Source organism: Vibrio sp. HA2012 (genome assembly GCF_002812955.1).
In the GTDB taxonomy this organism is placed as follows: Bacteria; Pseudomonadota; Gammaproteobacteria; order Enterobacterales; family Vibrionaceae; genus Vibrio.
In genome coordinates this window covers 13,954-33,332 of sequence record NZ_PFXK01000010.1, presented here as the reverse complement: position 1 = coordinate 33,332, position 19,379 = coordinate 13,954, and the positions used below count along the sequence as shown (strand labels likewise).

General features: G+C 45.2%; 18 protein-coding genes. 6 read left to right on the top strand and 12 right to left on the bottom strand.

Annotated elements, in window-relative coordinates:
* Nucleotides 1–5: 5 nt before the first annotated feature.
* The 8 genes from rsmG to rpmH form a co-directional block, all read right to left on the bottom strand.
* The gene (gene rsmG, locus CSW98_RS16155; RefSeq protein ID WP_100801516.1) at nucleotides 6–638 is read right to left on the bottom strand and encodes a 16S rRNA (guanine(527)-N(7))-methyltransferase RsmG; all 633 of its coding nucleotides are present in this window, start codon (nucleotides 636–638) and stop codon (nucleotides 6–8) included.
* Nucleotides 635–2,530: a tRNA uridine-5-carboxymethylaminomethyl(34) synthesis enzyme MnmG gene (gene mnmG, locus CSW98_RS16150; RefSeq protein WP_100801515.1), complete on the bottom strand. Its 1,896-nt coding sequence runs from the start codon at nucleotides 2,528–2,530 to the stop codon at nucleotides 635–637. The genes rsmG and mnmG overlap by 4 nt, the downstream gene beginning before the upstream one ends.
* A 478-nt stretch (nucleotides 2,531–3,008) precedes the next feature.
* Nucleotides 3,009–3,443, bottom strand: coding sequence for an FMN-binding protein MioC (mioC, locus tag CSW98_RS16140; RefSeq protein ID WP_100801514.1), 435 nt, complete (start codon nucleotides 3,441–3,443; stop codon nucleotides 3,009–3,011).
* Between the two features lie 39 nt (nucleotides 3,444–3,482).
* On the bottom strand, nucleotides 3,483–4,844 hold the full coding sequence (gene mnmE, locus CSW98_RS16135; RefSeq protein ID WP_100801513.1) for a tRNA uridine-5-carboxymethylaminomethyl(34) synthesis GTPase MnmE: 1,362 nt from the start codon (nucleotides 4,842–4,844) through the stop codon (nucleotides 3,483–3,485).
* Nucleotides 4,845–5,020: 176 nt separating this feature from the next.
* Nucleotides 5,021–6,646 carry a membrane protein insertase YidC gene (yidC, locus tag CSW98_RS16130; protein WP_100801512.1) on the bottom strand — a complete coding sequence of 542 codons (1,626 nt, stop codon included), beginning with the start codon at nucleotides 6,644–6,646 and terminating at the stop codon, nucleotides 5,021–5,023.
* 2 nt (nucleotides 6,647–6,648) lie between these two features.
* Nucleotides 6,649–6,906: a membrane protein insertion efficiency factor YidD gene (yidD, locus tag CSW98_RS16125; RefSeq protein WP_100801511.1), complete on the bottom strand. Its 258-nt coding sequence runs from the start codon at nucleotides 6,904–6,906 to the stop codon at nucleotides 6,649–6,651.
* On the bottom strand, nucleotides 6,873–7,196 hold the full coding sequence (gene rnpA, locus CSW98_RS16120; RefSeq protein ID WP_232733544.1) for a ribonuclease P protein component: 324 nt from the start codon (nucleotides 7,194–7,196) through the stop codon (nucleotides 6,873–6,875). Before rnpA ends, yidD begins: the two co-directional genes overlap by 34 nt.
* A gap of 45 nt (nucleotides 7,197–7,241) precedes the next feature.
* Entirely contained in the window at nucleotides 7,242–7,376 is a 135-nt protein-coding gene (gene rpmH, locus CSW98_RS16115) for a 50S ribosomal protein L34 (protein WP_093278272.1), read from the bottom strand.
* A gap of 554 nt (nucleotides 7,377–7,930) precedes the next feature.
* On the opposite strand from rpmH, the gene dnaA reads away from it, so the two are divergent.
* The 4 genes from dnaA to gyrB are packed head-to-tail and all read left to right on the top strand — an operon-like array spanning nucleotide 7,931 to nucleotide 14,015.
* Nucleotides 7,931–9,331: a chromosomal replication initiator protein DnaA gene (gene dnaA, locus CSW98_RS16110; protein ID WP_100801509.1), complete on the top strand. Its 1,401-nt coding sequence runs from the start codon at nucleotides 7,931–7,933 to the stop codon at nucleotides 9,329–9,331.
* A gap of 50 nt (nucleotides 9,332–9,381) precedes the next feature.
* Nucleotides 9,382–10,482, top strand: coding sequence for a DNA polymerase III subunit beta (dnaN, locus tag CSW98_RS16105; protein WP_100801508.1), 1,101 nt, complete (start codon nucleotides 9,382–9,384; stop codon nucleotides 10,480–10,482).
* 17 nt (nucleotides 10,483–10,499) lie between these two features.
* The gene (gene recF / locus CSW98_RS16100; protein WP_100801507.1) at nucleotides 10,500–11,579 is read left to right on the top strand and encodes a DNA replication/repair protein RecF; all 1,080 of its coding nucleotides are present in this window, start codon (nucleotides 10,500–10,502) and stop codon (nucleotides 11,577–11,579) included.
* A gap of 18 nt (nucleotides 11,580–11,597) precedes the next feature.
* On the top strand, nucleotides 11,598–14,015 hold the full coding sequence (gyrB, locus tag CSW98_RS16095) for a DNA topoisomerase (ATP-hydrolyzing) subunit B (protein WP_100801506.1): 2,418 nt from the start codon (nucleotides 11,598–11,600) through the stop codon (nucleotides 14,013–14,015).
* 54 nt (nucleotides 14,016–14,069) lie between these two features.
* Here the strand turns inward: gyrB and CSW98_RS16090 are convergent, their stop codons facing one another.
* Entirely contained in the window at nucleotides 14,070–14,897 is an 828-nt protein-coding gene (locus CSW98_RS16090; RefSeq protein WP_100801505.1) for a substrate-binding periplasmic protein, read from the bottom strand.
* Nucleotides 14,898–15,245: 348 nt separating this feature from the next.
* Here CSW98_RS16090 and CSW98_RS16085 point away from each other — a divergent pair, with 348 nt between their 5' ends.
* Nucleotides 15,246–15,683 carry an Hsp20 family protein gene (locus CSW98_RS16085; RefSeq protein WP_100801504.1) on the top strand — a complete coding sequence of 146 codons (438 nt, stop codon included), beginning with the start codon at nucleotides 15,246–15,248 and terminating at the stop codon, nucleotides 15,681–15,683.
* 107 nt (nucleotides 15,684–15,790) lie between these two features.
* On the opposite strand, the gene gntR is transcribed toward CSW98_RS16085, so the two are convergent.
* Nucleotides 15,791–16,798 carry a gluconate operon transcriptional repressor GntR gene (gene gntR / locus CSW98_RS16080; RefSeq protein WP_100801503.1) on the bottom strand — a complete coding sequence of 336 codons (1,008 nt, stop codon included), beginning with the start codon at nucleotides 16,796–16,798 and terminating at the stop codon, nucleotides 15,791–15,793.
* Between gntR and CSW98_RS17915 the strand changes: the two genes are divergently transcribed.
* On the top strand, nucleotides 16,781–16,849 hold the full coding sequence (locus tag CSW98_RS17915; protein ID WP_443083671.1) for a hypothetical protein: 69 nt from the start codon (nucleotides 16,781–16,783) through the stop codon (nucleotides 16,847–16,849). The two genes, gntR and CSW98_RS17915, sit on opposite strands and share 18 nt — an antisense overlap.
* Before the next feature lie 45 nt (nucleotides 16,850–16,894).
* Here CSW98_RS17915 and CSW98_RS16075 read toward each other — a convergent pair whose 3' ends face one another.
* Together CSW98_RS16075 and edd are read right to left on the bottom strand one after the other, a co-directional pair.
* The gene (locus CSW98_RS16075) at nucleotides 16,895–17,533 is read right to left on the bottom strand and encodes a bifunctional 4-hydroxy-2-oxoglutarate aldolase/2-dehydro-3-deoxy-phosphogluconate aldolase (protein WP_100801502.1); all 639 of its coding nucleotides are present in this window, start codon (nucleotides 17,531–17,533) and stop codon (nucleotides 16,895–16,897) included.
* A gap of 32 nt (nucleotides 17,534–17,565) precedes the next feature.
* Nucleotides 17,566–19,371, bottom strand: coding sequence for a phosphogluconate dehydratase (edd, locus tag CSW98_RS16070; protein ID WP_100801501.1), 1,806 nt, complete (start codon nucleotides 19,369–19,371; stop codon nucleotides 17,566–17,568).
* Nucleotides 19,372–19,379 lie beyond the last annotated feature (8 nt).

Sequence of the window (19,379 nt, the reverse complement as noted above, 5' to 3'; positions counted from 1 at the left end):
CCTGATTATTTTTTCCCCGACAAGATTACAAGATGTCTCTCACCTTCAAGTTCAGGAACTTGCAAAGATTTGACAGTGATCACATCACACCAGTCAGGTAAGTGGGCGATTTCATCTTCAGGCACTTGCCCTTTCAACGCCAGAAAGCGACCATTATGCTCATGGGGTAAATGCTGACACCAATCAAGCATATCCTGAACAGAGGCAAATGCCCGACTCAGTACCGCATCAAATTTCTTTTCAGGCAAAAATGCTTCGACCCTGCTCTGCACCGTTGTGACGTTTTTAATCCCCAGTTCGTGCAGAACCTGTTTAATAAACCGGATTCGTTTTCCCAAACTATCCAGTAAAAAAAACTGCTTATCCGGACACATTATTGCCAATGGAATGCCAGGTAATCCAGGACCGGTTCCGACATCGATAAAACGCTGCCCGTCAAGATACGGACTCACCACAATACTATCCAGAATATGTTTCACCAGCATATCCATAGGATCACGCACAGATGTCAGATTATACGCTTTGTTCCATTTATGCAGCAGTTCAACATACCCAACCAACTGCTTACGTTGATTTTCATCAACAATAAGGTCGGTCTGTGCGATTAAGGCATCCAGTCTGTTGTTCAGCAAACTCATTCCCCATCCCCTTTTTTCAGCACACCCTGTTTTTTCAGGTAAACCAGAATGATAGAAATTGCAGCAGGGGTAATACCAGAAATACGTGAAGCGACACCGATCGACTCGGGTCTGGCGTCTTTCAGTTTTGCCACAACTTCGTTCGAAAGCCCTTTGACACTGTCATAATCAAAATCAGCCGGGATCTGGGTATGTTCATGACGCAGTGATTTTTCGATCTCATTTTTCTGGCGTTGAATATAACCTTCGTATTTAACCTGAATTTCAACCTGTTCAGCAGCCTGAAGATCATTCAGGGCCGGTGCATACGCAGGTAAAGCGGTCAGATCCTGATAACTGATTTCAGGTCGACGCAGAAGATCTTCCCCACTGGCTTCCCGGAGCATCGGAGTTTTCAGTATGGCATTCAGCTTATCTATTTCTGCTGACTTCGGATTCATCCAGGTATCTTTCAGACGCTGACGTTCTTTTTCTATGTTTTCGACTTTCTCACAGAATCTTCCCCAGCGGGTATCATCCACCAGCCCAAGCTCGCGGCCTTTTTCTGTCAGACGCAGATCGGCATTATCTTCGCGCAGTAACAGGCGATATTCAGCACGGGAAGTAAACATGCGATAAGGCTCACGTGTTCCCATGGTAGACAAATCATCAATCAGAACCCCCATATATGCCTCATCACGACGCGGACTCCAGCCTTCTTTACCCTGAGTGTACAGACTGGCATTCAGGCCTGCCATTAATCCCTGAGCAGCCGCTTCTTCATAGCCAGTTGTACCATTTATCTGTCCGGCAAAGAACAGACCAGCAATCGTTTTTGTCTCATAGGTTTTTTTCAGATCCCTTGGATCGAAGAAATCGTACTCAATAGCATAACCAGGCCGCACTATATGGGCATTTTCAAAGCCCTGCATAGAGCGAACTATTTTGACCTGAACATCAAACGGCAGGCTGGTAGAAATACCATTAGGATACAGTTCTGTTGTGGTTAGCCCTTCTGGCTCAATAAAGATCTGATGGCTGTTTTTATCTGCATAACGCATTACTTTATCTTCGATAGAAGGACAATAACGCGGACCAATTCCCTCAATAACCCCGGCATAAAGAGGACTGCGATCCAGATTGGATCGTATGACATCATGGGTTTTTTCATTAGTATGCGTGATGTAGCATGGCACCTGGCGAGGATGTTGACTCCGGTGTCCTAAGAAAGAAAACACTGGTGTCGGATCATCTCCGTGCTGAACCTGTAACTGAGAAAAATCAACGCTGTTAGCATCAATTCTTGGAGGGGTTCCTGTCTTTAACCTATCCACGCGTAACGGTAGCTCGCGTAGACGGTTTGCCAGAGGAATCGAAGCTGGATCGCCTGTACGGCCACCAGAGAAGTTTTCCATGCCGATATGGATCTTTCCTCCAAGGAAGGTTCCAACCGTTAATACGACGGCTTTGGCGTGGAATTTAAGCCCCATTTGAGTAATAACGCCGGTCACTTGATCATTTTCTACGATCAAATCGTCCGCTGCTTGCTGAAATAATGACAGATTGGGGGTATTTTCCAGAGCATTTCTTACTACTGATTTATATAAAGCCCGGTCAGCCTGAGCCCGGGTAGCACGAACTGCTGGTCCTTTAGAAGCATTAAGAATACGAAACTGAATACCAGCCTGATCGATTGCCTGAGCCATCAAACCACCCAGAGCGTCTACTTCTTTAACCAGATGCCCTTTGCCGATACCACCGATAGCCGGGTTGCAGGACATCTGACCCAGTGTATCAATATTATGGGTAAGCAGCAGAGTTTTCTGGCCAGTACGGGCAGAAGCTAAAGCGGCTTCTGTACCGGCATGACCGCCACCGACGACAATGACGTCAAATTTTTCGTGATAGAACATGGATCGACCTCAGGGGTAACCAAAACAGGAAGTAGACAAAAGAGCGATATTTTACCTTGTTTATATGGGTGAGAAAATGCTTTCTGCTTTTTTTCGATCTTATCTGGATCTCTTTAATATATATAAGATCTATATATAGATCTTTTATTAGATCTATTATTAAGGGGAGACGATCATGTGGATAAGTGGAAAATGATCAATAAGATCAATGTGATTTTAAGGATCATTTGTTGTGATCTATCTATGATCCTTTCGTGTATTAACTGGGATCAAAAATGCAGGTTATTCACAAGGATCGTTTTTGATAGATCTTGTTATTGGGATAACTATAGGTTAATCACCGAAAAGATCTATTTTTATCCACATGCTGATGAAGATATTTAGTATAAAATAGGATATGTTGTGAGTAAGGTATGCTTTTTTGTGTAACACTATGAAAATAAACAATTAAGGCAGATATTTCTATCTGCCTTAAGGATTAAAACTGGCTGATGTGTTCTAGTAACCAGTTTTCTGCCGGCTCTTCCGGGACAGTATGTTCCTGTATGTCAATCAGCAGACACTCACTTATTGGTGTTGCTCCTATATCACTGAGTAAGCGGAATGCATGTTTACCTGCTGCACAGAAAGTATCATAGCTGGAATCCCCTATAGCGATTACAGCATATCGAAGCTTATCTGTTCTTGGGGGAGTATTCTGCAGAGTAGTAATAAAAGGCCTGATGCTATCTGGATACTCTCCTGCGCCATGAGTTGAGGTGATAATTAACCAAATACCATCAGCGGGAATAGTACTAAATTCTGGCTGGTTATGGATTTCAGTCTGCAGTCCTTTTTCCTGTAACAGATCACTCAGGTGATCCCCGACATACTCGGCTCCGCCAAGCGTACTTCCTGTGATAATATGAATCATACTGTTCTCCTGAAGCTCATGTTGTATCTACTCTTGAAATCATTTCCCGATACAGAATGAAGAGAATATCCTGCCCAACAGATCGTCAGAACTGAATTCACCGGTGATTTCGTTTAGATGCTGCTGACAGATACGCAGTTCTTCTGCCAGTATTTCTCCGGCCATAAAGCCTTCTAACTGCTGTTGTCCAGTCTGGAGATGTTCTGCTGCGTGTTCTAATGCATCCAGGTGTCGTCTGCGGGCCATAAAGCCTCCTTCCGTATTACCGGCAAATCCCATGCATTCTTTTAAGTGGGTTCGTAGAGCATCAATACCAGCCCCAGTTTTTGCAGACAGACGGATGAGTGTTGGTGTGCTGACATGACAGATCCCGCACTGTTCCCTGGTTTGATCGGATTTATTGCGGATCACGGTCATGCCTATATTATCAGGAAGACGATCTATGAAATCAGGCCAGATCTCTTTGGGGTCAGTAGCCTCTGTGGTAGTACTGTCTACCATAAATAGCACCCTGTCGGCCTGAATAATTTCGTCCCATGCCCGGTCAATACCTATCTTTTCCACTTCATCGGAGGCATCCCGCAGGCCGGCTGTATCAATGATATGCAGCGGCATGCCATCAATATGAATATGTTCGCGCAGTACATCGCGTGTAGTACCTGCTATATGGGTCACTATGGCTGAATCTTTGCCGGATAATGCATTCAGCAGGCTGGATTTTCCAGCATTCGGGCGTCCAGCTATTACGACTTTCATGCCTTCACGCATAATAGCTCCCTGATTAGCTTCCTGCCGTACCGCATTCAGATTATCTATAATCTCTTGCAAATCTGCCGCCACTTTTCCATCGGCCAGAAAATCGATTTCTTCTTCGGGAAAGTCGATAGAGGCTTCGACATAAATACGCAAATGGATCAGGGACTCAACCAGAGTGTGGATCCGTCTGGAAAATTGCCCTTGCAGTGATTTTAGTGCGGATCTGGCTGCTTCTTCTGAACTGGCATCGATCAGATCTGCGATAGCTTCTGCCTGCGTCAGATCCATTTTATCGTTCAGGAAAGCTCGTTCGGAAAATTCTCCCGGGCGGGCTGGACGAATTCCGTCGATATGCAAAATACGCTGGATCAGCATATCCATAACAACCGGTCCACCATGCCCCTGCAGTTCCAGAACATCTTCTCCGGTAAATGAGTTTGGGTTTGGGAAAAATAGGGCTATTCCCTGATCAAGTTCTGTTCCGTCTTTTGCTGTAAACGGCAGATATTCAGCATAGCGTGGTCGGAGAAGCTTTCCGGTGATCTCTTGTGCTACGTGAGATGCAAGAGGGCCTGATACCCGGATGATACCTACGCCACCACGGCCGGGGGCTGTGGCTTGAGCAACGATAGTGTCTGTTGTCATGTTTGTGTTACCAAAATAGAGAGGGGTATATCTTTGACAAGAGCCTGGAAAAAGTTATCTCATCTTGCCAAATCAATACATTGCCTTCTGTATGAATAATGAAATTAGCTAAATTGTAATCAGGCTAAAACAAAAAGGCGACCTTTTGGCCGCCTTTCTTCGTTTATCTGAGAATATTACTTCTTAGAGTGTAAGCCTTTCTTTTCCAGATTCTTATAAATAAGCGTCTGCTGAATAAGGGTTACTACGTTAGATACCAGCCAGTACAGTACCAGACCTGATGGGAAGAACAGGAAGAAGAAGGTGAACATGACCGGCATGAACATCATGATCTTCTGCTGCATTGGATCTGTGACGGTTGACGGGCTCATTTTCTGAATCATAAACATACTGACGCCCATCAGAAGTGGCAGGATGTAATAAGGGTCCTGAGCTGACAGGTCAGTAATCCAGCCAAAGAATGGAGAATGACGCAGTTCAACTGATTCCATCAGAGACCAGTACAGGGATATAAATATAGGCATCTGCAGGAAGATTGGCAAACAGCCACCCAGTGGGTTTACCTTCTCTTTCTTATACAGTTCCATCATCTCCTGGCTCATACGCTGACGGTCGTCACCAATGCGTTCGCGCATCGCCTGCAGTTTCGGCTGCAACATACGCATTTTGGCCATGGAAGTGTACTGGGCTTTAGTTAGCGGATACATGGCTCCGCGCACGATAAAGGTCAGAACCATAATCGCAATACCCCAGTTGACAACTATTCCCTGAATAACAGAAAGTAGCCAGTGCAAGGGCTTGGCTATAAACCATAGCCAGCCGTAATCAACAACCAGATCAAGGTTTGGAGCAACGGCTGCCATTTCACTCTGTAGCTTAGGACCAACCCATAACGTGGCTGAGAATTGACCTTGCTCACCAGAGGTAATGGTTTTATTTGGCATGCGGATACCGATATCACCCATGTTGCCTATCACGCGGGTGTACAGATTTGAACCTGCGGCATTACGCGGAATCCATGCAGAAGCAAAGTAGTGCTCCAGCATGGCTGCCCAGCCTTCACCATCTGGCAGGTTCAGGGACAAATTACGATCCTGCATGTCATCAAAGCTGTATTTTTTATAGCGGGTTTCGTGGGTTGAATAAGCGCCGCCACGGTAAGTTGGCATTGCCAGACTTCCACCTGCATCCACGACATTCTGGCGCAGGTGCGCATACATACCTAATGTTGCGTCATTGCCAGATTGGTTGATGATATCGTACTGAACATCAATATCATAAGCGCCGCGCTTTAGAATAAATGTTTTCGTGTACTGGATATCATTCGCTGTATAGTTCAGAGGAACTCGCAGTTCATCTTGTGAATCAGCCATAGCAAATGTATCTTCTGCAACCTGATAGACAGGACGGCTGGTGCTGCTCTGATCGATACCCTGAGGACCAACCAGGCCACTTTGAGCGATATAGGTATGCTCTGAGCCTTTTTTCAGCAAAGTAAAAGGCGTATCTGAGCCTTCTTCTTTTGCATACTCATTTAACTGAGCCAGTACGACATCTCCACCAAAAGTGTCAATAGACAGAGTCAGTACGTCTGTTGTCACTGTGATAAGTTTGGCCGATGCGTTTTGTTGCGGCGCAGGGTCTAATTCATCAGCAATTGATGGGGCAGGTAAGGTACTGCTGGTTTGTGCCTGCTGTTCTGTACGCTGATACTCAGGATTCTTCTCAACCTGCCACTGTTGATACAGCAGGAAAGAAACCAGAGCCAGTGCCAGAAGCAGGATATTACGTTGAGAATCCATCGTTATTTATCTCTGTCTGTTTCTTGTACTGGAGGAACGGGGTCATATCCCCCTTCATTCAAAGGATGGCATTTTAATAGACGTTTAGCAGATAACCAACACCCTTTTACAAAACCGTGAGCTTTTAATGCTTCTATTGCATATTGAGAACAGGTTGGAGTAAAGCGGCAGCGGGGGCCGATAAGCGGACTTATCACCCATCTATAGATATTGATGAGGCCGATAGCTAGCCACGTGAAGGGCGAGAGAGGCGACGCCATAGTTTATTAAATAGCTTAAATATTTCATCATTACTCAAATCCTGAACACTTTTCTTCGCAATAACAACAAAATCTTTATGCGGAAGCTGATGCTGTTGGATACGGAAACTTTCTCTGGCTAGTCGTTTGAACCTATTTCGGCCAACAGCAGTTTTTATCTGTTTTTTCGGAACGGCTAAACCTAAACGAGGGTGTGAAAGAGAGTTATTCCGGGCAATGATAGTAAAATGAGGGGAGCCAGCACTGTGTGCTTGCTGGAAGACATTTTGATAATGTTCGGGAGTTAACAAACGTAACTCCCGATTGAACGCGTACTTAGTCAAAATAATCGCGAATTATTTTGACAGGCGCTTACGGCCTTTCGCACGGCGAGCATTAATTACTTTACGACCGTTCTTAGTTGCCATACGAGCACGGAAACCGTGAGTACGTTTACGCTTTAGAACTGAAGGTTGAAAAGTGCGTTTCATGGTTAATACCTTTACTGATCAGTAGTTTTTAGGTTTTTGTTAAACCCGGCGTGGGCATACTTTCTCTTTTATTTCTCCTGTAACAGAGAAAGAGAGAAAACCGACGCCTCTCAACAAAGAGGCGGAATTGTAATCACTGACTGCTAAAGAGTCAATAATCGGTCTAACGATAATTCCGGACGACGGATTATACGTTGTGCCAACTAAATCTCAAGGATCTTTTCTTTCGGAATACTAAATTGTTGCTACTCTGAGAGGGATCCATCTGTATAGATCTGTGGATTAAATGGAGTAAGTTGTGAATAAGCGGTGAGCTAGTAAGGTTTCCTGTTCTTGTTTGTTGTGGGGATAACTTTTTTCTTAACGTCAGCCCGGTTACATTTTTGTGAATATCCATGGGAAAAAACCGCTGGATCCGGTTATGTAACGGTGAATATTTGTGAATAACTAAGATCTTATTCACTGGATCACAGATCATTTGCTGGCGATCTTCTGAGACTAGCGCTAAAATTATCCACCTTTCACAACACACCGACATTTATTTTGGGGGCACCGTGTCATCTTCGCTTTGGTTGCAATGTCTGCAACAGCTTCAGGAGGAGCTACCAGCTACAGAATTCAGTATGTGGGTCAGACCGCTGCAGGCTGAGCTCAATGACAATACCCTGACGTTATTTGCCCCTAACCGTTTTGTTCTGGACTGGGTCCGGGACAAGTATCTGAACAGTATTACCCGTCTGTTACAGGAATACTGTGGTTCAGATATTCCCAATCTGCGTTTTGAAGTGGGCAGTCGTCCAGTGTCAGCGCCTCCGGTACCGAAGAAAACTCCAGCGGATGTGGCTGCAGAGTCTTCTGCTCCTGCCCGTTTACAGGCTCAGAGACCGGTACACAAAACCTGGGATGATGAATCGGAGGTTGTACATATCAATCATCGTTCGAATGTCAATCCTAAGCATAAATTCAATAACTTTGTGGAAGGTAAATCGAACCAGCTTGGCCTGGCTGCGGCTCGTCAGGTTGCAGATAACCCTGGTGCAGCGTATAACCCTTTGTTTCTATACGGTGGAACAGGCCTGGGTAAAACACACCTGTTACACGCAGTAGGCAATGCGATAGTGGACAATAAGCCGAATGCTAAAGTGGTATATATGCATTCAGAGCGCTTTGTGCAGGATATGGTAAAGGCACTGCAAAATAATGCGATTGAAGAATTTAAGCGTTATTATCGCAGTGTTGATGCGTTGCTGATCGATGATATTCAGTTTTTTGCTAATAAAGAGCGTTCACAGGAAGAATTTTTTCATACTTTTAATGCCTTACTGGAAGGCAATCAGCAGATTATCCTGACATCTGACCGTTATCCTAAAGAGATTAACGGTGTGGAAGATCGGTTAAAATCTCGTTTTGGCTGGGGGCTGACGGTTGCTATTGAGCCGCCGGAACTGGAAACTCGTGTGGCAATTCTGATGAAGAAAGCTGAAGCGCATCAGATTCATCTGGCTGATGAAGTGGCTTTCTTTATTGCTAAACGTTTGCGTTCCAATGTCCGGGAACTAGAAGGTGCTCTGAACCGGGTTATTGCCAATGCGAATTTTACCGGGCGTCCGATAACGATTGATTTTGTCCGTGAAGCACTCAGAGATTTACTGGCACTGCAGGAGAAGCTGGTTACTATTGATAATATTCAGAAGACAGTCGCTGAATATTACAAAATTAAGGTAGCCGATCTGCTTTCTAAACGCCGCTCCCGTTCGGTTGCTCGTCCACGTCAGTTAGCGATGGCTCTGGCTAAGGAGTTGACTAACCACAGCTTGCCGGAAATCGGTGATGCTTTTGGTGGACGAGATCATACTACCGTTCTTCATGCCTGCCGTAAGATAGAGCAGTTGCGTGAAGAGAGTCATGATATAAAAGAAGACTACTCCAACCTGATCCGTACCCTTTCTTCTTAATATTCATATATGGGGTTGCCCCGGATAGGACAGATAACTAAGAGACAGATATGAAATTTACCATCGCTCGCAGTCAATTGCTTAAACCGTTACAACAGGTTTCCGGTGCTCTGGGTGGGCGTCCGACATTGCCTATACTGGGTAATCTGCTGCTTAAAGTAGAAGATAATACGTTAACGATTACGGCTACGGATCTGGAAGTAGAACTGGTGGCACGTTTGGCTCTTGAAAGTGATACAGAAGCAGGAAGTATTACGGTTCCTTCACGTAAGTTTCTCGATATTTGTCGTGGTTTGCCGGATGATGCGATAATTACTGTTGTGCTGGAAGGTGAGCGTATTCAGGTAAGATCCGGACGTAGCCGTTTTTCTCTGGCAACCTTACCTGCTCAGGATTTTCCTAATATTGAAGACTGGCAGACGGAAGTTAATATTACCCTGACTCAGGGTGAACTGCGTTCATTGATAGAGAAAACTCAGTTTTCTATGGCCAATCAGGATGTTCGTTATTATCTGAACGGTATGCTGTTTGAAACTGAAAGTTCGACATTCCGTTCTGTAGCGACGGACGGACACCGTATGGCGGTAGCTCAGGTAACGCTGGGAGATAATTTTGAAGCTAAGCAGGTTATTGTTCCGCGCAAAGGTATTCAGGAACTGGTTCGTTTGCTGGATGCTCAGGATAGCCTGGTCACATTGCAGGTTGGGCAGTCAAACCTGCGTGCTGACGTGAATAATTTTATTTTTACTTCTAAGCTGGTGGATGGTCGTTTTCCTGATTATCGTCGGGTTCTGCCACAGAATACGAATAAAACGCTGGAAGCTGGGTGTGAAGCATTACGTCAGGCTTTTTCCCGGGCGGCAATACTGTCCAATGAAAAATTCCGAGGGGTAAGGGTTAACCTGAGCGGGAATGAAATGCGTATTACTGCTAATAATCCAGAGCAGGAAGAAGCTGAAGAAATGCTGGATGTGAATTTTGAAGGTGACGCGCTGGAGATAGGATTTAACGTCAGTTATGTGCTGGATGTTCTGAATACGCTGAAATGCACAAGTGTAAGGGTGTCTATGTCAGATGCCAATGCCAGTGCTCTGATTGAAAATACTGAAGATGACAGTGCCATGTATGTGGTTATGCCAATCAGACTTTAAGATCAGAACGCTATATAATGCCACTGACCCGTTTAATTGTTCAGCAGTTTCGTAATATCAAAGCCTGTGATATTGAATTGTCACCAGGCTTTAATTTTCTTATCGGTCCTAACGGTAGTGGTAAAACCAGTATACTGGAAGCAATTTATTTACTTGGGCACGGACGTTCATTTAAGAGTTCACTGACCGGACGTATCATTCAGAATGAATGTAATGAACTGTTTGTTCATGGGCGTTTTTTGAACCCGGATCAATTTGAGCTGCCAATTGGCATAAATAAACAGCGTGATGGCTCAACAGAGGTTAAAATAGGCGGCCAATCCGGACAAAAGATTTCACAACTGGCCCAGGTTTTGCCTCTGCAGTTGATTCATCCGGAAGGGTTTGAGCTACTGACAGACGGCCCCAAATACCGGCGGGCATTTATTGACTGGGGGGTATTTCATACTAAACCGCAGTTTTATGACGTCTGGAGTCGGCTGAAGCGACTGAATAAACAGCGTAATGCGTTGTTGAAAAGAGCGCATAGTTACCGGGAACTGAGTTATTGGGATAGCCAATTAGCACAATTGGCAGAAAGTATCAGTCAACTGAGGGCTGGGTATATTGAACAAATGACACAGGTTGCTGAAAAAATCTGTCGTCATTTTTTGCCGGAATTTGATATTCAGATAGCGTATTACCGAGGGTGGGATAAAAATACCCCATATCTGGATATTCTTGAACAGAATTTTGAACGGGATCAGCAGCTTGGTTATACCTTCAGTGGGCCGAACAAAGCAGATCTCCGAATAAAAGTGAATGGCACTCCAGTAGAGGATGTGTTGTCACGTGGTCAGTTGAAACTTATGGTTTGTGCTTTGCGGGTTGCGCAGGGACAGCATTTAACTCAGTTGACCGGCAAGCAGTGCATCTATTTGATAGATGATTTTGCGTCAGAATTAGACAGCCAACGTCGCGAACGGTTAGCAGATTGTTTGAAACAGACGGGGGCACAGGTTTTTGTAAGTTCTATTACTGTCGGCCAAGTTGCAGATATGCAAGATAAAAATGGCAGGATGTTTCATGTGGAACATGGCAGAATAGAGCAAGGATAACTAATGAGAGAGTAACTCATGGCTGAAAATTACGATTCATCGAGTATTAAGGTACTGAAAGGTCTGGATGCGGTGCGTAAGCGTCCGGGGATGTACATCGGCGACACGGATGATGGTACCGGTCTTCACCACATGGTATTCGAGGTGGTGGATAACTCCATTGATGAAGCGTTGGCTGGCCACTGTAATGACATCATTGTGACTATCCACGAAGATAATTCTGTTTCTGTTCAGGATGATGGCCGGGGTATCCCTACAGAGCTGCACCCTGAAGAGAAAGTATCAGCAGCAGAAGTTATTATGACGGTACTGCATGCCGGCGGTAAGTTTGATGATAATTCATACAAAGTATCGGGTGGTTTGCACGGAGTAGGGGTTTCGGTTGTTAATGCTTTGTCCGAAAAAGTAGAACTGACGATTTATCGTAGTGGTTCTGTGCACAGTCAGACGTATCACCATGGTGAGCCGGATGCACCTCTTGCTGTCGTTGGGGAGACAGATCGTACAGGTACTACTATCCGTTTCTGGCCGAGTGAAGAGACTTTTACTAATATTGAATTTCATTATGACATTCTGGCTAAACGTCTGCGTGAGCTGTCTTTTCTTAATTCTGGTGTCTCTATCAAACTGGCTGATGAGCGAGAAGATGGTAAAGGTGACCACTTTATGTATGAAGGGGGTATTCAGGCGTTTGTTAATCATTTGAATACCAATAAAACACCGATCCATCAGAAGGTATTCCATTTTGATTTTGAACGTGAAGATGGTATTGCTGTAGAAGTCGCAATGCAGTGGAATGATGGTTTCCAGGAAAACATCTATTGTTATACCAATAATATTCCACAGCGTGACGGTGGTACTCATTTGGCTGGTTTCCGTGCAGCCCTGACTCGTACCCTGAATAATTTTATGGATAAAGAAGGTTTTTCCAAGAAAGCTAAAACAGCAACTTCTGGTGATGATGCCCGTGAAGGTCTGACGGCTGTTGTGTCTGTGAAAGTTCCGGATCCTAAGTTCTCCAGTCAGACGAAAGATAAACTGGTTTCTTCAGAAGTAAAGGCTGCCGTTGAATCTGCTATGGGTGAAAAACTGGCAGAATTTTTAATGGAAAACCCGAATGAAGCCAAGATTGTCTGTTCTAAGATTATCGATGCAGCCCGAGCTCGTGAAGCGGCGCGTAAAGCCCGGGAAATGACCCGGCGGAAAGGGGCTCTGGATTTGGCTGGTTTGCCGGGCAAGCTGGCAGACTGCCAGGAAAAAGATCCTGCTTTGTCTGAATTGTATATTGTGGAAGGGGACTCTGCTGGTGGTTCAGCCAAGCAGGGACGTAACCGTAAAAATCAGGCTATTTTACCTCTGAAAGGTAAAATTCTGAACGTAGAAAAAGCCCGTTTTGATAAGATGCTTTCATCTCAGGAAGTCGCCACTTTGATCACTGCTCTGGGATGTGGTATTGGCCGGGATGAATATAATCCGGATAAGCTGCGTTACCACAATATCATTATCATGACCGATGCTGATGTGGATGGTTCGCACATCCGAACTCTGCTTCTGACCTTCTTCTATCGTCAGATGCCGGAATTGATTGAACGCGGTTATATTTATATTGCTCAGCCACCGCTATATAAAGTGAAGAAAGGCAAACAGGAACAGTATATTAAAGATGAAGATGCGATGGAGCAGTATGAAACCGCTCTGGCTCTGGATAATGCCGCTCTGTTTGTTAACCCTGAAGCTCCGGCATTGACTGGAGCAGCTCTGGAGCAGCTTGTGCAGCAGTATAACGCAGGCATCAAACTGGTTAATCGTATGAGTCGCCGATATCCAAGGGCTCTGATTCAGGAATTTATCTATGTTCCGCGTCTGACTGCTGAGATGTGTCACGATGAAGCTGTTGTAGAAGTTTGGGCTAAACGTCTGACAGAGCAACTGAATGCTAAAGAAGTTGGTGCCAGCCAGTACAGCTTTGAAGTGGAAAAACACACTGAAATGAATGTTTGTCTGGTGAAAATTATAGTACGTACCCATGGTGTAACACATGAATATGTACTAGGACTGGATCTTCTTGGTTCCAAAGAGTACGGACGTCTGGCAGCTTTGTCTGAAGCTTTGGATGGTTTACTGGAGAATGGTGCGTTTATTCAGCGTGGAGAGCGTACTCAACCTGTCAGCAGTTTTGTTGATGCCCTTAACTGGTTGGTCAAAGAATCTCGGCGTGGTCTGAGCTTACAGCGTTACAAAGGGTTGGGTGAGATGAATCCTGATCAACTATGGGAAACGACTATGGATCCGGAAACCCGGCGTATGATGCAGGTAACAATTGATGATGCTGTCGGAGCAGATCAGTTGTTCACAACATTAATGGGTGATCAGGTTGAACCACGTCGTCACTTTATTGAAGAAAATGCGCTGAAAGTAGCCAATCTGGATGTGTAATTTGTAATTACGATACGGATTATCATATAACCAAACACCACCTTCGGGTGGTGTTTATGTTTTTGGAATACTGTAAGCCTTTTGATTAATATCACTGACTTTAGCTGGCAACCGGCCTTTACCATAATATTTTTCAAAAATCCGGGTATAAGTACCGTTACTGCGGATGGTTCTGATACCTGATTGTAGTGCCTCTATGTACTTTTCTGCATCCGGGTATTTTCTGGAAAAAACCACTTGTGCGACCAATCCCTGAATAATATCTTCTGTCATTACCCACTGATCCAGTTGATCCTGGTAATCTCGTTGCAGAATCGAAAGGCCGCTTAATTCTGCCATAAATCCTATATCGTTACGGTTGACCTGTACTTTTTTAAACATCTGCTCTCCCTGAGATACTTCCTCTACCATCAGGTTGTGTACGGTCTTAAATATCTGTGCATCAGAGCTGCCAAGAATAACCCCCAGATGATAATTTGACAGATCAGCAAGGGAGCTGAAACGTATGTTGCTGAAACGGTCTTTACGGTAAAAGCCAACTACCCGGTAATAGAACAGAGGAACCGGTGTTATATCCTTATTCCTGCTGGCTTCAGGAAAATTCCATTCCGTACCTAGCTGGCCTAATGCTGTTCCTGACAAAACATATTTGGTTGAACGCATAAGAGGGTAAAAGCGGTATGTGACAGTATAGCCACTGGCTTTATAGGCGGCAGAGACCAGTTCACAGAATACTCCGCCTGAAGGCTGGGATTCATCCATATAAGGCGGATAGTGAAAGGCTGTCAGGATTATTTGCTCAGTATTTTTTGCTACTGACGGGAAGATACCAGTAATCCATAGCATCAAAAGCAACAGGAAGTTTTTAAGTAACCAGCACATAAAACCTCTGAATATATTCGGTTAATAAGATTAACTGAGGTGATGTATTGTAGTGAACAGCTCATAGGATGACTAATAGCTGAATACTAATATGAGACATGCGATCTTTTTTTATTTTTTCCCTTGAAACTGATGTATGCGGACCTATATTAATAATGAAGGGAATGCCAAATGGATCCCGGAACCGCTTGTCCTGTTTGGTCACAGTCGTGACAGACGTAAAGGAAAGCACACAATGTAAACGCAAATTAGACAGGCATGTCCGGTAAGGAATGTTTGAGCTAATTACCTTAAACGCCCGTCAGAAAGGGTGAGTTTAAGGCTATTGCTTATTATGAGGATAGCATCATGAGAACTGTAGATTTCACACCACTATATCGTAACGCAATCGGCTTTGATCGTCTGTTTGACATGATGGAAGCTGGATCGGCGAAAAACGCATCCAACGGTTACCCACCATACAATATCGAGCAGAAAGACGATAATAAATACCGTATTACTATGGCGGTTGCGGGCTTTGCTGAAGAACAGCTGGATATTACTCAAAAAGAGAATGTACTGATTGTTCGCGGTGAGCATAAATCAGACGAAGATAGAAAGTACGTCTATCAGGGTATTGCTGAGCGCAATTTTGAGCGTAAGTTCCAGTTAGCGGATTACGTCAAAGTGATTGGAGCTACCATGGAAAATGGTTTGCTGCATGTTGATTTAGAGCGTGAAATCCCTGAAGCGATGCAGCCTAGGAAAATCGCGATTAATAGTGGAAACTTGCTTGAGGGAAAGTAGTTAACTGACCCGAAGCAGACTGACTTGAGTGTCAGATAAGTGGACAAGAGCGCCTGTGTTGGGCGCTCTTTTTGATTGAACGGTTAAATAGTTAAACGGAATTGGATCTAGAGACTTTCTCCCAGATAGATCTGGGTTGGTAGTTCGATAATATGTTTTTCTATTTTTTCTCCCGGATGGGTTAACCGGTACAGTAATTGTTCTGCGGCGATTTTCCCCATTTCTTCCCTCGGGGTGATCACTGTAGCCAGAGTTGGCTGGACGACAGAGGTGATATTATGTCCGTGAAAACCAGCAATAGAAATATCTTCCGGTACCTGAAGACCCATACGCAGACACTCAAATAAGGCACCGATAGCCAGATCATCATTAGTACAGTAGATACCGTCTATCTGAGGATACTCTTCTCTGGCCTGCTGGGTCAGTTCTGAACCGACAGTATAGGAAGAAGCCGCTTTGGTACTGATAATATTTGGTATGAGTCCGGCCGCATGCATTGCCTGTTCAAAGCCGACGATCTTCTGTTTGGTACGCTCATCCATACGAGCTGCAAGATAGACAATATGTTTTCTGCCTCTGGCGATAAGATGTTCGGTCATCTCTCTGCTGGCTCTGATATTATCAAAACCAACAGCCTGCTGGAGTGGTGGAGAAGCAGAATCCATCATTTCTACAACGGGTATCCCTGTGGATTTCAGCATTCTTTTAGCGCGCTCGGTATGATAGCTTTCTGACAGAATAATGCCATCAACATTATAGGAAAGCATGCTTTCAATACGTTTTTCTTCTGTGCGTTTACTGTAGCCATAGTGTGCCAGCATTGCCTGATAGCCCTGTGGCTCTATCACTGTTTCAATACCGCGCAATACTTCAGCAAAGACCTGATTGGTTAGAGAAGGAAGCAGAACGCCTATGGAATAGCTTTTCGCTTTAGACAGAATATCTGGAGCCCGGTTTGGAATATATCCGAGCTCATCTACCGCCAGAGCGATTTTTTCACCAACAGTTTTAGACACCTTTTCTGGATCGCGTAAATAACGGCTGACGGTCATTTTGGTGACTCCAACCTGATCTGCGATATTTTGTAAGGTAGGGCGCTGTTTTTTGACGGTCATGTTCGGTTTCTTTCTGCAATCTACAACATTGGTGTTATCTCTGGATATTAATAATATGTCAACTCAATGGCAATCTTAATCACTGGTCTAAGCTCTTCACCAACCTGCTGTGTGCAATGCTGCTCTGGTCAACTCAGTGATACGATCCCATTGCTTATTTTCTATTGCTTCTGCGGGGAGCATCCAGGTACCGCCAACAGTCTTTACGCAGTCAAGGGACTGATAAAGCGGCATATTCTGCTCATTAATACCACCAGTCGGGCAGAAGCTGACCTGTGGTAGTGGTGCTGAAATCGCTTTCAGCGCCATTACACCACCATTGGCTTCGGCCGGAAAAAATTTTAGGTGGTCATAACCGAGATCCATTGCCTGCATGATTTCAGTGGCGGTTGAGACCCCCGGAATAAGAGGAACCGAATGTTTAGCTGCATGCTCCAGTAAACGGGTGCTTGCTCCCGGTGAGATAACAAATGTTGCACCAGCTGCAACTGCTGCATCGTATTGCTGTGGTGTCAGAACCGTTCCTGCTCCGGTCATCGTCTCCGGCAGAGCGGAGACAATATCCCGGATAGCATCCAGAGCAACATCAGTGCGCAGGGTGACTTCAAAAACATTGATACCACCATCCGACAGTGCTTTAGCCAGAGGTACAGCATCTTCCAGATGCTTAATCACCATAACGGGTATAATTGGTGAAGCAGAGAATACGGCTTGTGGAGATAGAGTCCAGTTCATAATCGATCCTAATGTTGGTTTTGTCCGGAGTGTTAAAAAATGCTTGCGCCTTCTTCGGCACTGGAAACCGCCTGACGGAAAATACCAAACAATTCCCGGCCATACCCACTGTATTCACTACTGAAATCTACAGTATCAGTCTCGCGGTCTGCTATATCGATCAGTACGTTAATCTTGCCTGTCAGGCCATCGACTTCAATTTCATCACCATCTCTTAATTTGGCCAGTAATCCACCCCGGCTTGCTTCCGGGGTCATATGGATAACGGCTGGTATTTTACCTGATGCCCCAGAAAGCCGACCGTCAGTGACCAGTGCAACTTGCAGGCCCTGCTTCATCAAATTGCCCATAACCGGCATGAGTTTATGCAGTTCCGGCATACCGTTTGCTGCTGGACCATTATAGCGAACAACAATGACACTATCCTGATTCAGTTCTCCCTGTTTATAGGCTGCTTCTACATCATGCTGGGAATTAAATATTCGGGCAGGAGCTCTGACATAACGGTGTTCCTGCGCAACGGCACTGACTTTCATTACGCCCCTACCCAGATTGCCGGACAGTAGTTTCAACCCGCCCTGAGTGCTGAAAGTTGTATCATCCTTGGCAATAACTTCTGGGTTTTCAGTAGACTGAGCCGGAGCGAACGCTAACTTACCGTTTTTATCCAGATAAGGAGTAGTCAGATAATCTGCCATGGTTCCGTACACCGGATTGGCATCCATCCAAATCAGCCCGCGTTTATTCAGGGTTCGCATCAGGGTGGGCACACCACCAGCCCGCTGGAAGGCGTTGATATCCGCTGCACCATTTGGATACATCCTGACCAGTAAAGGTATGACATCCGAGAGGGCATCTAGATCATCCCAGGTGACAATCCATCCAGCCGCCCGGGCAACGGCCAGAAGGTGGATGGTATGGTTGGTACTGCCGCCGGAAGTGAGCAGAGCAACCAACCCATTGACCACAGATTTTTCATCAACCACATGCGCCAGTGCTTTATCGCTGACGTTGCTGGTGCTAATAGCTGCAACATGGGTAGCGATTTTATTGGTCAGTGCCTGCCGTAGTGGATCAGTTGGTGGAATAAATGCAGAACCGGGTAGCATCAGGCCCATGGCCTCCAGTACCAGTTGATTGGAATTGGCTGTGCCGTAAAAGGTACAGGTGCCCGGGGAATGATAAGCCTGGCACTCCATATCCAGCAGGGCTGATTTATCAACTTCACCGGCAACATATTTTTGCCGGATGGCTACTTTTTCATTGTTACTTATTCCTGTCGCCATCGGTCCTGTCGGTACAAAGGCTCCTGGCATATGTCCGAATGCGAGAGCCCCTATCAGTTGTCCTGGTGCTATTTTGTCACATACACTGAGCAACAGAGTCCCGTCAAAGGTATTATGGCTAAGGGACAGTGCTGTAGACTGAGCGATCAGGTCTCTGGAATAAAGTGACAGCTCCATGCCCGGATTTCCCTGGGTAACACCATCGCACATTGCCGGTACGCCACCAGCAACCTGTGCGGTATGTCCTATCCTTGCCAGAGCTGCTTTTATTTGTTCCGGATAGTTAATATAAGGTTGGTGGGCGCTGACCATATCGTTATATGCGCTGATAATAGCCAGATTCACTTTGGTTAGATCCAGAATAGTTTCTTTCTGGAAAGTTGTGCAGGCTGCTACACCGTGAGCCAGATTACCGCAGGAAAGATGGGATCTCTGTTTTCCTTGCTCTGCCTGTTTCTCTATTTTATTCAGATAGGCATTACGGCTGGTTTGACTGCGTTTCAGAATACTCTGTGTGACACTTGCCACGACAGAGTTTATCGGTTTCGACATCGTTACTT